Here is a 15,205-nt window from a genome sequence, read left to right on the forward strand (position 1 = left end):
TGAAGCGCTATGGGAAAAATGGCGTTTTTTAACGGGATACGGGCACCAGGAGCGACTTTTCGCCCTTCAAGCTCCGCAAAAGGTAAACACCCTTAGTGAACCCAGCCTGTTCAAGCGATTCGGCAATGCCCGCACCATGAATTTCAACCGAGCCGAGCCTGCTTCCGTGTATATCGAACACGGCGTACGCCGATGGTTGCTCACGCATATACTGTACCCCACGCAAAGTCGACGGACCTTCCTCAGGAATTTGCGCGGCATCGAGTTTTGCAATTTTCACGTTGTCGAGCGTAAGCGTTCCCGTCGCAGCACCAGCATTGAAACTCAGGCGGCTGTTCGTATCCGTCGCGGCCGTCATCTGGAACTTGAACGAATAGGTTTTCATATCCGTGCCAAGATCAAAATTCTGATTTTCCTTGAGGTAGCTCGCCCACGGATCGTTATGCTGCTCCACATTCACTTCGAGCGTGCGGGCAGCCCCTGCACTTGCCTCAAAGCTTACCTCGTACCACTGATCTTTTTCAAGATGCAAGTCGTGCTGAATCAGCTGCACTTGGTAATTCTGCGTACCGATAGCGGAAATGTCAAGCTGGTACTTTCCATCTTTCGCATCACCAGTCGCAGCGGCATCGCCATGTAGCTGCAAGTCCCAAGCCACGGCGCTCGAATCGAAGCCGCCGTTAAAGACTTCATCGCGGTTCGTAGGCACGACAATCGCAGGTGTCGGCGGCGGAAGAGAGGAACCATCCAGCGAATAGTTCTTCACAAAGTTCCAGATTTCCACGCTCGTGTTCACGCTCACGGCCTCGTCCATGGAATACCAGTGGCCCTTTCCTTCGATTGTCAGCAGGCGCACTTCCACATTATCGGTGCAGCCGCTCCAAATTTCAAGAGACGCGGCAGAGCCCGACTTAGTCGTCGGATACGGCTTAATCTTCTGCGAACTGCTTGAGCACTTTTGCGCATTGACCCAGCCCTTCAGGGTATTCACGGTGCTGTTATAATTCACCACATCGTCGCTCGTGCCGTGCGTATGCATAATCGGCATCGCACGCTTGGGCGAATTCACGCCGCCACCACCCGAAACAGGCGCAATAGCCGCAATCATGTCGCCCATCTTGTTTGCCGCATGGTAGCTCATCATGCCGCCCATCGAAAATCCCGAAACATATACACGGTTTTTATCAATTCCGTATTTTTGATACATTTCGTTGATGATTGCCTTCAAGAAATTGACATCCTTGTCGCCGCCAATGTCCCAGGCCTTGTTTTCGCCATTGGGGAACACCACCACGAAGCGAGCCGTGTCGGCTATGCTTTCCCACTTCGCCGCATTCTTCTGGTAGGGGGCATCTTGGTTCATGCCGTGCATCTGGATGATGAGCGGGCGATTCTTCTCGATACCCGACGGAGCATACACGAGCATGCTGCGGGATTTCCCGTCTACAGTTAGGTTGTCTGCAAAGGCATTACCCGTAAACAGCGCAACACTGGCGAGGGCAAGCACCACCTTGCCCAAATTTTTCATACCAAACATCCTTCGCTCCTTTTTTGCAGCCCTTACTTCGTTACCATAAAGCGACGAACCATCCCATTCTTCGCCCTGATCAGGTACACGCCCTTTTCCGAAACCATGGAGCGCACCTTGGACTGAGCCTCGCTTGCACTTGCTGCAAACACGGTTCCCACAAAGCTTCCGTTCAAGCCGTACACGCGGTAAAGCTGTTCAGCCTGCACATCGTAGCGAACGGCAGTTGCAAATCCTTCCGTTCCGATGGGTTCCGGATCCGTTGCATCCTTGCCCTTCACGAACGTGAAGTAGTCAATATCGAGCCAAGAACCTACAACCGTGAAGCGGAGCACGTGTTCGCCCGCAGGGAGAGTCACGTTGGCCTTCACCTTGTTATAGTCGTCGTAATTTTCTTCGCCGGAACTTGCCGCAGGTACCGCAATTTCTTCGGTAATGTCCTTGCCATCCAGGGAGAGCTTGAAGCTAGAGGTATTGCCCGCTGCAGCGACAGCCGCAAACATGGTGTAATCCCCCGCTTCCTTCACGTTCACCGTGTATTCGAGCCAGTCGCCTTCGCTGTTGTAGCCCACAATGACGCCGGTCGCCTTCTTGTAAAGGTCAACACCGGTACCTGCGCGGTAGTCGCTATCGCCGTGGTTCTCGGAATCGCCATCGTAGTAAGAGGTACCGTCCTTGCCCTTGCCCGGCACGTCGAAGTTTTCGGCCTCAATCTTGCCCGGGAGCGCAACGGCAGGGCAGTTTTCACCAGCAGTACAGAACGGAGTCTGCGGAACAGGTTCAGAACCAGCGCCATCGAGATAAATTTCATCGTTCGCATCAACACCGACCTTGAACCAGTCAAAGTCCGCATAGCCGCCCGCAGTCTTTGTTGCAAAGTTGAAGAGGCCCCAGCGCACTCCCACGAACATGTGGAGGTCGTAATTGAGCTTCACGTCGCTACCAATCTTTGTCCAGGTATTGCCATCGGTGCTGTAATAGAAGTAGGCGGTACCGCGATCAATCGGCAGGTCGAAATCAATTCGCAGGTAAACCTTGGAACCCGAAATCGCCTTCGTTTCCTTCAGGCTTTCGCCGTCCTTGTTTCCGGTATACATCACCACCTTGTAGCTGCCGCCATCTTTAGCAAGCGCCACAAAGCCCTTGTCATCCTGCAGGGCAACGAGGCCGGCCATATCGCCATCCTTCATGCCGGTGCCATCGACAAGCGTACGGCCAGAACTCTTGGGGCCAAAGGAACGCTGGGTCAGGGTGTTCTTCGCATTCACCACGCGGCTATCGGTGCGGCTCGTAGTAATGCGGTAGAAGCCCGGATTTGCAGACAAACTCCAGTTCTTGTTATCGGGATTGTGGTTGAACTGCCATTCAAGAGCAAGTTCGCTGGATTCAAAATCATCGCTGGTGACCATGCCATAGCCCGGGAGCGGGGATTCCGGCAGGTCAATCGTGGAGGGAGCCTTACTTCCGCTGGTCGGAACCGGCCAGCCGTCCTTCCATTCCATCGGGACCAGGTGCGACATACGGCCGACCGGGCCGGAATCGCGGAACAAAAGCGCATACCACTTGCCATCGGGAGTGTCAAAGATGCCGCCCTGGGCAACACCGTTATCGGAGAGGAAGTACCTTCCGCTGTAACCGGAAAGCAGGCTCTTGGAGCGGTAAACAATTTCGCTACGGCTCTTGCCCGCTGGCCAGGAAATCGTGAACAGGTAGTATTCGCCGTTCACCTTTTCCATGTGCGAGCCTTCCTGCTGCACATAGTAGTTGCTGGTGCCGGTCACCTGGTTGATGCTCACGCCGCCAATCTTGCCACTCTTACCGCCAGCCTTCACGCCGCTTGCGTCGTCGTTCAACTGCACGTAGCTAATCTGGTCGCCGCTGCCGTAGAACACCCAAACGGTGCCGTCGTCATCGAAGAAGAGGGACGGATCGTGATAGAACGGGAGCTGCACTTCGCTCCACTGGCCGCTTTCCACGTCAGCGGTTTTGTACAAATGCGTCTTGCCTGTCGTGTAGGACGGGGTCAGCACGTAGAAGAATCCCTTGTGGTAACGGATGCTCGAAGCCCAAGAGCCCTTACCGTAAGCATCCTTGCCGCCATTCAAGTTCTGCTGGTCGTTGTTGGTGAGCGTCTGGTAGGCATAGCCCACCGTGCGCCACTGGGCCAAATCCGTGCTCTTGAAAACGGGCACGCCCGGGGCAAAGTGCATGGTCGTCGTCACCATATAATAGGCGTCGTCAACGCGGACAATCGAGGGGTCCGGGCTATCGACGTACATAATCGGGTTATTGACCGTAACGGCACCAGCAATTCCGGCAGAAACCAAGGCTACGCAAGCCAAGAGCTTAAAGCATCCCATTTTTTACTCCTTTTTGCCCGGCGCACCACCGCCAAGCAGTCCTTTTCAACTTAAAATTACCCTAAAAACAGGGCAATTTTCGCTTCGAAACTAAAAGTTCTCTTGACAAATTGTCAATCCAAGGCAACAAAAAAGCCGCCGTCGCCAAAAGCAACAAGCGGCTAAATTTTGCCAAAAAAGCAGTTTTGAGCTATTTATTAGTTTCTGTGGAAGTCGTCTTCCACGCGAATGATATCGTCTTCGCCGGTGTACTCGCCCACCTGCACTTCGACGATGACCAGCGGAAGCTTGCCCTCGTTCTGCAGGCGGTGAACTTCGCCCACGGGGATGTAGGTCGATTCGTTCGGGCGCACATAGAACACGTTCTTGCCGACGGTCACGGTGGCAGTACCGCTCACCACGACCCAGTGTTCGGAACGATGCAGGTGCTTCTGCAGGCTAAGGCGCTTGCCCGGCTTCACCACGATGCGCTTCATCTTGTAGCGTTCGGTGGATTCAAGCACGGAGTAGGTTCCCCACGGACGGCTCACGGTCTGCGGCACGTTGATCAAATCGGAGCCACTCTGCTTGAGCTCTTCCACCACCTTCTTCACCTTCTGGCTGCTAGAAAGCGGAGCAACGAGCAGGGCGTCCGGAGTGTCAACGATGAGCATCTTGTCGAGGTCGATCGTCGCAATCGTGCGCTGGCACCCCATCACGAGCGAGTTCTTGGAACCCACCGCGATGTGGCGCGGGTTCACATTGTTACCGTTATCGTCGTGCGGGAATTCGCTGTAAAGGCTGTCGAAGCTACCGAGGTCGCTCCAGCCGATGTCGCTAGGCACCACCTTCACCTTGGAGGACTTTTCCATCACGGCATAGTCAATAGAATTGCTCGGGATAGCCATCATGTCGTCGCGGTCGATGCGGATGGGTTCGCCCTCTTCAATTGTCGCATTGGTAAGCGCCTTCTGGGCGGCGGCGAGCATTTCCGGAGAATACTTACCGAGCTCAGCGAGGAAAGTCTTCGCCTTGAAGCAGAAGATGCCGCTGTTCCAGTAGAAGTTGCCGGAGAGCAGGTACTTTTCGGCAGTGGCGAGGTCGGGCTTTTCCACGAAGCGCTTCACGTCTTCGCCTGCGGCTTCGATGTAGCCGTAGCCGGTTTCGGGGCTTGTCGGCGTAATGCCAAAAGTCACGAGGTTACCCGCCTCGGCGAGTTCCTGGGCGCGGAGCAGCACCTTCTTGTACTCGTCCTTCTTGCGAATCACATGGTCCGACGGGGAAACGAGCACGATGGTTTCCGGGTTCATGGTCAGGCAGGCGAGCGCAATCGCGGGGGCGGTGTTTCGGCCCACGGGTTCAAGCAGGAACTTACTCCCCTTCATGCCTTCCATTTCGAGCTGATCCTTGGCCAAGAAGAACTGGTCGGCGTTACTCACAATGAACTGCGATTCGCAAACGGCTGCGTTCGTGACCACCGTCTTGCGGAAAAGCGACTGTCCGTCAAAGAGCGGAGCAAACTGCTTAGGCATCAGGGAACGGCTCACGGGCCAAAGGCGCGTACCGGAACCACCACAGAGAATCAGGTTAATCATTTTCGGTTACTCCTTGCTTCGCCTACTTGGTGTAGTCATCCTTGACGACATGAATGTTATGCGCTGCCAAAGCTCCGTAGTAGACGGTCTGGACGGACGGGAGGATCAGGCTGATGAGACGGTTCCAAGAAGCGAGCCCAGAAGCATCCACATAGACAATATCGCGTGCGTTCAGTTCAAAGCGGTCAGCCATCGCAAGCGCCATGGCGTTCTTCGCATTCAGCTGGAACACATCAATCTGGCTTGCGGACGTATTACGAATAACATAAATGCCACGGGAAGTAGCGTTCAGAGCCTGCAGACCACCAGCCGAGGCCAAGGCTTCGGCCAAGGTCAACTTACCGCTATAGATATTTACGATACCGGTCCTTGCAACTTCACCCATCACATAGACCTTCTGTTCTTTCTGCGTCTCGGTGAGCGCCGGAACAAAGATCTGGTCGTTCGGCTGCACCATCATGCGTTCGAGCGGCAGGTTGGACTTGAAGGCATCCAGGTAGTTAATGTTATAAACCTTGTCGCCACGACGCAACTGCATACCAGACGGATCCGCCTTGTCCGAAAATCCACCCACGCCCGCAATCACATCGGGAAGCGTCATCGGATTTTCGTTGAAAGCGACAAAGCCCGGCTTCACAACGGCACCCGCCACAAAAGCCTTGCGGCTATTGTAGCCCGTCACGCGGACATCGACCTGCGGGTCATTCAAAATCTTGTCGGAAAGACGCTTCGTAATCTCGGTGCGGAGTTCCTGGGCAGTAAGGCCTGCCGCCTGGAGTTCACCTGCATACGGGTAGAAGAGCTTGCCATCGGTAGTCACCTTCTGACCGGCCGGCTGGTACTGGCCCATCGGGGATGTCAGTTCCGGATGTTCCCAAACCACCACCTGGACCATATCCAGCGGTCCGATGCGGTATTCGAGATCCGGCAGGGAATCAACAACCAGGTCCTTAAGGTCACCCAAATCGGTAGAACCATCGGCGTTTACAGCACCCTGGCCAAAATCCCCCTGATCAATGGCATGCATATGCACTGCGATGCCATTATATTCAGCAGAATCCCCTGGCGCAGACATCCGCATCTGCGGTCCAAGAGCACAGCCGCTGAGAACAGCTGCAGCAATGGCACAAAGACTAATGCTCAATTTTTTCATAACACAACCCTTTTAGCCAGACTACGCCTGGCCCTCACTTTGTTTGATTTTTTCAACCCAATAGGGAGTCAATTTAGAGATAAAATTCCATGCCAGCACAAAGGCGTTTTCAGGACGGCGGTACGGGTCAGGTACATCGACCCGCTGCGGTTCCCCGTAACGGAAAACCTTACCTTCGAGCCACGGATAACGGTGCAGGAGCTCCATCTTGTGGCCATTTTCCATCACAAGAACCAAATCAGCCCACTTGAGAATGTCCAAATTAATCTGGCGAGCGCGATGGGCACTCATATCGATGCCATGTTCCAAGGCAATCTTTTGGCTAAGCTCATGGGCAGGATGGTCCACCAGGGCTCCAAGTCCGGCACTCATGACTTCAAATTCAGGCCCCAGTTCCTTTTTAAGGCAGTATTCGCCCGTGGGACTGCGGCAGATATTTCCGGTACAAACTACAAGAATATGTTTCATCATGATAAAATTAAAAAATTGTTACAAATTTTACAACTTATAGAAGAAAAAGAGCCGCCCGAAAGCAGCCCTTTTATTCCAAGATAATTTATACAAGGAGCTGATTAGAGTTCAAACGCAAAGCCCAGATCCTTGAGCGGCGGGTTCGACCTGTCCTTTTCGGAGAGGAGCGGTTCGAAGCCGTTGCCCACCGGCCACTTGATGCCGATTTCGGGGTCGTTCCACATCAGGCCGCCTTCATCCTTCGGGTCGTAGAGGCGAGTGCACTTGTACACAAAGGTCGCTGTTTCGCTAAGCACCACGAAACCGTGTGCAAAGCCTTCGGGAATGTAGAACTGCTTCTTGTTTTCGGCAGAAAGCGTAACGCCTTCCCACTTGCCAAATGTCGGGCTATCCTTGCGCAGGTCCACCGCCACGTCAAAGACTTCGCCCTCGATGACGCGCACGAGCTTACCCTGCGGGTTCTTCTTCTGGAAATGGAGTCCGCGGAGCACGCCCTTCTTGCTCTTGGATTCGTTGTCCTGCACAAAGACCATGTTAAGGCCTGCGGCATCGAATTCACCCTTGTTGTAGGTTTCCATGAAGTAGCCGCGCTGGTCGCCAAAGACCGTCGGTTCTACAATCGTCACGCCCTCGATAGAGGTTTTGATAAAATTGAATTTGGACATAAACTAGTGATTAGTGGTTAGTGGTTGGTGGTTAGGGTTCCAGCAGTTAAAAATCAGGTTCTCGGCGAAGCCGCATTTGCTTTCCTGTTTACTAACCACTGCATACTAACCACTTTTTACCTATTCTTGTACATCGTTTCGTAATACTTTTCGTAGTCGCCGCTGGTGATGTTGTCGAGCCATTCCTGGTTGTCTAGGTACCAGCGCACCGTCTTTTCGATGCCTTCCTCAAACTGCAACGACGGTTCCCAGCCCAGTTCCTTCTGAAGCTTGGTGGAGTCAATCGCATAGCGGGCATCGTGACCCAGACGGTCGGTGACGTAGGTGATGAGGTTCATGTCCTCGCCTTCGGCACGGCCGAGCAGCTTATCGACGGTCTTGATGACGACCTTGATGATGTCGATGTTCTTCCATTCGTTGAAGCCGCCGATGTTGTAGGTCTCGGCAATTTTGCCGTTATGGAAAATCACGTCGATAGCGCGGGCGTGGTCTTCTACGAAGAGCCAGTCGCGCACGTTTTCGCCCTTGCCATAAACCGGGAGCGGCTTCTTGTGGCGAATGTTATTAATGAACAGCGGAATCAGCTTTTCGGGGAACTGGTACGGACCGTAGTTGTTGGAGCAGTTCGTCACAATGGTCGGCATGCCGTAGGTGTCGTGGAACGCGCGCACAAAGTGGTCGGAGCCCGCCTTGGAAGCGGAATACGGAGAGTGCGGCGTGTATTTAGTGGTCTCGTAGAAGAAGTCGTCGCCGTAGGCCAGGTGATGTTCGGAGCTGGAGGCCGTCGTGGTGAACGGGGGCGTAATGCCTTCCGGATGGTTCATCTTGAGTGCGCCATAGACTTCATCCGTCGAAATGTGGTAGAAACGCTTGCCTTCGTACTTTTCCGGGAGGCTTTCCCAATAGAGTTTCGCTGCCTGGAGAAGCGATAGCGTGCCCATCACGTTGGTCTTCGCGAAGGTGAACGGGTCCTTGATGGAGCGGTCCACGTGGCTTTCGGCCGCGAGGTGGATGATACCGTCGACCTGCTCGTCTTGCATAAGCTTGTAGAAAGCGTCAAAGTCGCAGATGTCCATCTTCACGAACTTGTAGTTCGGCTTGTTCTCGATATCCTTGAGGTTCGCGAGGTTGCCCGCGTAGGTAAGCTTATCGAGGTTGATAATCTTGTATTCAGGATATTTATTAACAAAGAGTCGAACGACATGGCTTCCAATGAAACCTGCACCGCCGGTAATCACAATCGATCTTTTCATATTTTTCTCCAATTACGGGGATATATAGAAAATTTACAAAGTCCTCCGCTTCTACACCTTCCAATCACAGAAGTTCTTGAGCATGGCAAGGCCCACATCTCCGCTCTTTTCCTGGTGGAACTGGGTTGCAATCAAATTATCCTTGCCAACCATTCCCTGGAAGGTCTGCGAGCCGTAAGTCGTTTCAGCAAAAGCGTATTCGGCGCTCACCACCGGGTGGTACGAATGCACATAGTAAAAGTCGCTTCCGCTCTTGATGCCCTTCATAATGGGGTGTTCGCGCGTAAAGTTCACCTGGTTCCAGCCCATGTGCGGAATCTTGAGGCCCGGTTCGTCCTTGAAGCGCACGGCCTTGCCGGGGATAAGGCCCAAAGTCTTGACGCCACCATCTTCTTCGCTTTCTTCGAGAATAATCTGGCAACCTATGCAAATGCCGAGTACCGGATTTCCGGCCTTCACGACAGCCTTGATGGCATCTCCAATTCCCGTGCGGGTAAGCGTTTCCATGGCAGAAGCTGCAGCACCCACGCCCGGAAAAATCAGGCGGGTCGCCTTTGCGATTTCATCGGCATCGCGGCTCGACTTCGCATCGGCACCAATGTGCGCAAGCGCGTTCATCACCGAAGTCAAGTTACCGGCATTGTAGTCAACCACGATTATCGGATTAGCGGACATAAAAACCTCTCTTTGCAGGCGCAAAGATAGAAAAAAGGAGCATTCCCTATTTCAGAAAATCCAGCGCTTCGCCAGCCAGCTCGACACAGCGGTTGCAGGGAATCACTGCATTCGGGCGAATTTCCTTACACTTGGTGCAGTTTTTAGCGCCACGCTTGAAGAAATCCTCGATAGCATCGGCATGGTCGGGCTGCATGAGCTTAGCCGTGTAGAGAGCTCCACAGAATCCCTCCGGTGCCTGACCTCCGCCAAATCCGCGGAACGTCTGCGCGGCATCCGTCGCTTCAAGTTCCGTCTTGCCTGTTCCGCGGGCATATCCATAAGCAACCGCCATGGCGCAGTTGCCACGCTTGTCGGCATGAAACTTTTTTGCTTCTTCTGAAATAGACATATCGCATCTCCTATGGTTTACACTCCGCTTACTTTATATAAAATACTTCGTTTTCTTTTCATCTTCTGATTGTCGGCACACTCGCCAAAAGTTTCTGGGTATACTCATGCTGCGGATTTACAAGCACCTGGTCCGCCGCACCGCGTTCCACGATGTGCCCAAAGTACATTACCAAGACATCGTCGCTCAGGGCACGCACCACCTGCATATCGTGACTGATGAACAGGATGGATATTCCAAGTTCGACCCGCAGGTCATCGAGCAAATGCAATATCTGCGCCTGCACCGAGACATCCAGAGCACTCGTCACCTCGTCGCACAGGAGTATCTTTGGCTTCACCATGAGGCTACGGGCAATGCAGAGGCGTTGCCGCTGGCCCCCCGAGAACTCGTGGGGGAACTTCTGGAGCGCTTCCACGGGTATAGACACACGCTCCAGAAGTTCTCTGGCGCGCGCACTCGCCGCATCTACAGTCACTCCGCGCGCCACCAGCGGCGCCGTCAAAATTTCCTCGACCGTCTGCCGCGGGTTCAAGCTACTGAACGGATCCTGGAAAATCATCTGCACCAAGTCCGACACGCGGCACGATTTTTGCGGCATCCCAGGCCCAACCGCAGCAACTTTACCGTTTACAACCTTTTCGCCAAACAACCTGTATTCGCCTGCCGCCATCGGCACAAGTCCAACCAAAGACTTCACCAGCGTCGACTTGCCGCAACCGGACTCGCCCACCACCGAAAGGATCTTACCCTGCTCAAGCGAAAAAGAAACGTTGTCCACTGCGGTAAAGTAGCTCTGGACCTTGCCAAAGACTCCCCCCCGCATCGGGAACTTCACCGTAAGCCCAGCCACTTCCATGGCAGGCACAGTCCCGTTCTCAAACGCCTTCGACTGCAGGTCCATCGCTATGTCCCTGCTTCCGTTTCACCATCGAGCCCCGAAAGGGCTTCCTGCACGTTCTTTTCGGTTGCAATGAGAATCTGCCTGCACTTGCGCAGCAGTTCTGTCGCTTCTTGCACGGCGCCCGCCAACTCGTCGATTTCCATTTCCGAATTGTCGATTCGCTCCAGGATATTTTCCAAGCGTTCCATTGCGGTTTTATATTCGAGATTTTCGTTACTCATATTGGTGAATATAGTTATCTTTAAGGCGGTGAGTTTATTCTGTAGGAACAACCGACGCTTTTTAAACATTTGCCTTGCGCCCATCGCGTTTGGCGTTCTTGCCGGTTGCCTAGACATTCCCGAAGCCGTTGACGACAGCGGCAAAATCGTGAAAGTCGAAGTCCTCGTGAAGCAGTTCGGGGAGACTTCAATGGAGCCGCTCAAGCTCAATTCCAGCGAAAAGGCCGAACTCATCGTCGACATCGCTCCCGATAAAGAAAAAGACAAGGTCAAGTACTACTGGTACATCGACGAAGACCTGATCGACAGTGGCAGGACCTACGCCATTTCCACGTCATTCATGTCATCGGAGTTTTTCAGAGCGAACTTCATTCCCAACAGGCTCGTCGTCGAAGACCGCGAAGGGAGCACGCTCGAAAAAAAGTTCACCGTCACCGTCAACACACCGCCATGGCTGTCTAACATAACCACGCCTGCCGACGGCGATACCCTATACGGAAACAGCCAAACCCCCTTCTCCTTCGTCTGGCTATCGATCGACAACGACGAAGGCGACCACCTGCAGAACATCCTGGAAATTGACGGCACCCGCTACCAGGTCGGCGAACTCAATCAGGTGTTCCAGTCCGGCTTCAGCGAAGGTAGCCACACCTTCCGTATCCTCGTCGAAGACTCCCAGGGCGACAAGGATTCCCTGCCCATGCAGGAATTCTTCGTCATCGACACGCTGGAGGGCAAATGAGCTTCTCCAGAGCGATTGTCGGCATAGCATTTGCCCTGTTCTCCCTACTCGCTACCGCCTGCAGCGATTCGGACCAGTATCTTTTCGACAGCCGTGACAGCCAAGAAATCAAGGTGTACGCCTACACCACGACATCCTTTGATTCCGATGCCCAGACCACCAAGTCCGACACCATCCAGCCAAGCGACTCGCTCATATTCCTTACAACCGTACAGCCCTCCAAATCCATCCGCAACACGAGCTACTTCTGGACCATCGACGGAGAACCCTTCGCAAGCGAGTTCAGCTTCAAAAGGAACATCACCAATCCCGGCATTCACGATATCGCTTTCGTATTCATCGACTTTTTCGGCGACACCCTAAGCGACACCTTGTCCATCACCGTAGCCTCCCCACCCGAACTAGACAACGAGCACTTCATCCCGGCAGCAGGAACGCAGAACATCGATCCGGACAAAGCCCTCCATTTTGCCTGGAACGGTCACGATCCCGATTCCATGTGGCAAATGTCCTACCACTTTACCCTGAAAGACGAAACCGAATCTACCCTTGTCGATACCATTCTGAACCAGGCGTACTTCTCCTACTTCAGCGGTTTCAAGCCACTCCAAAAGTACACCTGGAAGGTGAGCGCATTCAACGAGATGCTCCTGGAAGCCGACCAGAACATTGCCGCGCACTTTTTCACTAACGGAAGGAACGGAGAAGGCGCCATTTCGGGAACCATCCACACCAACTCCGAGGAAAACGGCTACCGCTACAAGGTTTCCCTGATGGATTCTTCATTCAGCCTTATCCAGGAAACCAAGATTTCCAACACCAGCAAGCCGACATTCCGCATCGCCCCATTGCCGAAGGGCTCCTACAAGCTCGTCACGGTCGCTGAAGACCTTAACGAATTCACGCCCGACACCATCGAAATTCGTCTGCGGGGAGGTCAGGTCGCCGAACTCGATTCCATTCTGCTCATGGACTTCACGGCGCCGACCATCGAAAGCATCACCGCCAAGGATACCATCGACTATACCGACACGCTACGATTCCTTCTGCGCGACCTTGGCGGGGGCACCTCCATCGCGAAGACAAGCGTCATCTACGACGACGAACTGATTCACGACCTCTCACTGCAGGGAGACACCCTGCTGGTTCCCTTTGCAGAAAGGGCGGGCGTCAAAATCTGGACTTTCAAGTTCATCACCATCACCACCGCAGACTTCTGCAACAACAGGACGAAAAAAATCTTCTACCTCCGTCCCAATTCAACGCTTACGGAGGTGTTCAGTGACTAGAGCAAACCTTTTTGCACTTACCGCCTGCACACTGATTCTACTTGCCTGTGGAGACCACCTGGCCGACGAGGACACCCCCGTTTTGCAACAGTATGTATTCGCAAGTGAATCCATGTACAGCGAAGACATCCCAAATTACTACGATCCCATTGGGGACCTGTATGTGGAACAGGGACAGTCCATACGCTTTTACGCCGGCTACTCCGTCGGTGGAAAAATTCACACCGACGAGGCCCTGCAGCAGTACTATGGCGGACTGCTCTGGAAAATCGGTGACGACTATTACAACCTGAACTCGTTCCGCTACACCTTTGATGCTCCCGGCGAAATCGAAGGCTCCCTCGAAACGACCGACATCTTCGACGACACGCTGCGGAACACCTTCCGCATCCATGTCAATACGCCGAGCGCCATCGCAATCCAGTATCCCTACAACGGTTTCAACCAGGCGGACCCCACCGACGACCAGGAGCTCCCCCTGCGCTGGAATGTTTCGGGAATCGATTCCTGGGAAGCGGCGCAGTGCCTCATCTACATGTCCTACGACCCCGATTCGGTCTGGGACGAACTACTCGGACAAACCGACTGTTTTACCGAAGTCCTCCTGAGAGGTTCGCTCATCCAGGACTACGATTCCGTACTGCAGCAGTCCCTAAGCCCCTACGACTCATCCTTTACGCTGTACTGGGGCATCAAGATGCTGGTCAAGAGCGAAAGCGGAAGGGTATACCGCGACTCCACCGAGATTTTCCACTTCTCAACAAAAATCTTGAACGATACCTCCACCCTAAAAATTCCAATCGTCTACGACAGGTACAGGGACAACGCAGTCCTTTCAACAAAAGTCACCCTCATCTCGGCAGAAGGCGATACGCTGCAGACCCTCACCAACGAACAAAAATCAGGCACACTTTCTGCCAAGGTAAATCCGCAGATGGGGCTCACCGTCGTCGTGCAGGAAACGCTCCGACATGAATACATAAGCGAGACCCGAACCGTAGACATTCCCAAAAACACGGTTTTCACACTCGACACAGTCACCCTGAAGGATCACACCCCGCCACAAGCCATGGCGAGTAAAGCGACATTCGACATCACCGATTCCGTCCTTTTCCTGATCTACGACGACGGTTCCGGCGTCAACCCGTCCAAGCTGCATGTCGTAGAAGACCTCGACACACTGGAAAGCAACTACCAGGTGCCATACCTGCATTTCCGCAGCACCTGCCGCGACAGCTGCAAGCTGCAAATCGTGGGCGAAGACTATTCGCACAACAGCATACCCAAAATCTACTGGACCATCGAAAACAAGAAATCCTACTTCCGTGTCACGGGACCATTCAGAGAAGGGGCAATGTAGATGAAAAACCTTGCTTTGCTCATTCTCCTTACCCTGTGCGTTCACGCCGTTGCAGAACAAAAAGTTCTGCACGTTTCAACGATTCCAAACCACGCTGACATCTATGTCGGCGAAATCCAGCCAAGCCATACCAAGAACCCGGCTTTTGTCTCCCCCGCGTTCATCACAATGGACGACAGCGAAACAAACGAAATCCTGATTTCGCTGTTCAATCCGGGATTTACAGATACAACGCTCAGGGTCAAGCTTTCGGACAAGGACACATCCTACATCATCGTTTCTCAGCAGCCCATCATCACCGACGACTTGCTAGAAGATCAGCAGGCGGAACTTTCAAAGCGAAGCCGAAAAAATTTCGGCAAGGCCCTGATGAAAAGTTCCATTATCTCCTTTGTTGTGGGACTTGTCGCAGGTTCCGTCGCCTACTACGAAATCGACAAGGCAAAAAAGGACAAGCGCACCCTTAAAAATTCTTCCATAAGAAACGACGACTACAATGAAGTAGCCGACCGGTTCAAGGACCACCGCCAAGACGCGAAAACTGCAAAGCACATCACCTACGGAGCGTTCCTTTCTGGGGCGGCCCTTCTTTCGATCGGATTCATCTTATCTTTCTAGG

15 protein-coding genes are annotated in these 15,205 nt (G+C 53.4%); 4 read left to right on the top strand and 11 right to left on the bottom strand.

Translation table 11 applies throughout. The features are described 5' to 3' along the window. Window positions 1-28 precede the first annotated feature (28 nt). The 11 genes from ACKI61_RS00520 to xseB form a co-directional block, all read right to left on the bottom strand. The gene (locus ACKI61_RS00520) at window positions 29-1,537 is read right to left on the bottom strand and encodes a carbohydrate binding domain-containing protein (protein ID WP_407455871.1); all 1,509 of its coding nucleotides are present in this window, start codon (window positions 1,535-1,537) and stop codon (window positions 29-31) included. 23 nt (window positions 1,538-1,560) lie between these two features. Further along, window positions 1,561-3,888, bottom strand: coding sequence for a family 43 glycosylhydrolase (locus ACKI61_RS00525; protein ID WP_407455872.1), 2,328 nt, complete (start codon window positions 3,886-3,888; stop codon window positions 1,561-1,563). A gap of 197 nt (window positions 3,889-4,085) precedes the next feature. Beyond that, complete coding sequence (locus tag ACKI61_RS00530) at window positions 4,086-5,462, bottom strand: mannose-1-phosphate guanylyltransferase/mannose-6-phosphate isomerase (protein ID WP_407455873.1); 1,377 nt, start codon at window positions 5,460-5,462, stop codon at window positions 4,086-4,088. A 22-nt stretch (window positions 5,463-5,484) separates the two neighbouring features. Next, window positions 5,485-6,615 (bottom strand): polysaccharide biosynthesis/export family protein, encoded by a 1,131-nt coding sequence (locus ACKI61_RS00535; protein ID WP_407455874.1) that lies wholly within the window; start codon window positions 6,613-6,615, stop codon window positions 5,485-5,487. Between the two features lie 21 nt (window positions 6,616-6,636). Continuing rightward, on the bottom strand, window positions 6,637-7,083 hold the full coding sequence (locus ACKI61_RS00540; RefSeq protein WP_173566175.1) for a low molecular weight protein-tyrosine-phosphatase: 447 nt from the start codon (window positions 7,081-7,083) through the stop codon (window positions 6,637-6,639). A gap of 104 nt (window positions 7,084-7,187) precedes the next feature. After that, window positions 7,188-7,751, bottom strand: a complete 564-nt coding sequence (rfbC, locus tag ACKI61_RS00545) for a dTDP-4-dehydrorhamnose 3,5-epimerase (RefSeq protein WP_407455875.1) — start codon at window positions 7,749-7,751, stop codon at window positions 7,188-7,190. Window positions 7,752-7,867: 116 nt separating this feature from the next. Beyond that, on the bottom strand, window positions 7,868-9,004 hold the full coding sequence (locus tag ACKI61_RS00550) for a dTDP-glucose 4,6-dehydratase (protein ID WP_407455876.1): 1,137 nt from the start codon (window positions 9,002-9,004) through the stop codon (window positions 7,868-7,870). Window positions 9,005-9,055: 51 nt separating this feature from the next. Beyond that, the gene (gene hisH / locus ACKI61_RS00555) at window positions 9,056-9,679 is read right to left on the bottom strand and encodes an imidazole glycerol phosphate synthase subunit HisH (protein WP_407455877.1); all 624 of its coding nucleotides are present in this window, start codon (window positions 9,677-9,679) and stop codon (window positions 9,056-9,058) included. 46 nt (window positions 9,680-9,725) lie between these two features. After that, complete coding sequence (locus ACKI61_RS00560; protein WP_407455878.1) at window positions 9,726-10,070, bottom strand: hypothetical protein; 345 nt, start codon at window positions 10,068-10,070, stop codon at window positions 9,726-9,728. 58 nt (window positions 10,071-10,128) lie between these two features. Next, window positions 10,129-10,974, bottom strand: coding sequence for an ATP-binding cassette domain-containing protein (locus tag ACKI61_RS00565; protein ID WP_407455879.1), 846 nt, complete (start codon window positions 10,972-10,974; stop codon window positions 10,129-10,131). A gap of 2 nt (window positions 10,975-10,976) precedes the next feature. Continuing rightward, entirely contained in the window at window positions 10,977-11,195 is a 219-nt protein-coding gene (gene xseB, locus ACKI61_RS00570) for an exodeoxyribonuclease VII small subunit (RefSeq protein WP_173566169.1), read from the bottom strand. A 28-nt stretch (window positions 11,196-11,223) separates the two neighbouring features. Between xseB and ACKI61_RS00575 the strand changes: the two genes are divergently transcribed. From ACKI61_RS00575 to ACKI61_RS00590, 4 genes are read left to right on the top strand one after another with little or no spacing between them, the layout of a single operon-like run. Then, window positions 11,224-11,937 (top strand): hypothetical protein, encoded by a 714-nt coding sequence (locus ACKI61_RS00575; protein WP_407455880.1) that lies wholly within the window; start codon window positions 11,224-11,226, stop codon window positions 11,935-11,937. Then, window positions 11,934-13,226 (top strand): hypothetical protein, encoded by a 1,293-nt coding sequence (locus ACKI61_RS00580; RefSeq protein WP_407455881.1) that lies wholly within the window; start codon window positions 11,934-11,936, stop codon window positions 13,224-13,226. Before ACKI61_RS00575 ends, ACKI61_RS00580 begins: the two co-directional genes overlap by 4 nt. Then, on the top strand, window positions 13,219-14,586 hold the full coding sequence (locus ACKI61_RS00585) for a hypothetical protein (RefSeq protein ID WP_407455882.1): 1,368 nt from the start codon (window positions 13,219-13,221) through the stop codon (window positions 14,584-14,586). The genes ACKI61_RS00580 and ACKI61_RS00585 overlap by 8 nt, the downstream gene beginning before the upstream one ends. Then, window positions 14,587-15,204 (top strand): hypothetical protein, encoded by a 618-nt coding sequence (locus ACKI61_RS00590; protein ID WP_407455883.1) that lies wholly within the window; start codon window positions 14,587-14,589, stop codon window positions 15,202-15,204. The last annotated feature ends 1 nt before the right edge of the window (window position 15,205 follow it).

Source organism: Fibrobacter sp. (assembly GCF_045601785.1).
Taxonomy (GTDB): Bacteria; Fibrobacterota; Fibrobacteria; order Fibrobacterales; family Fibrobacteraceae; genus Fibrobacter.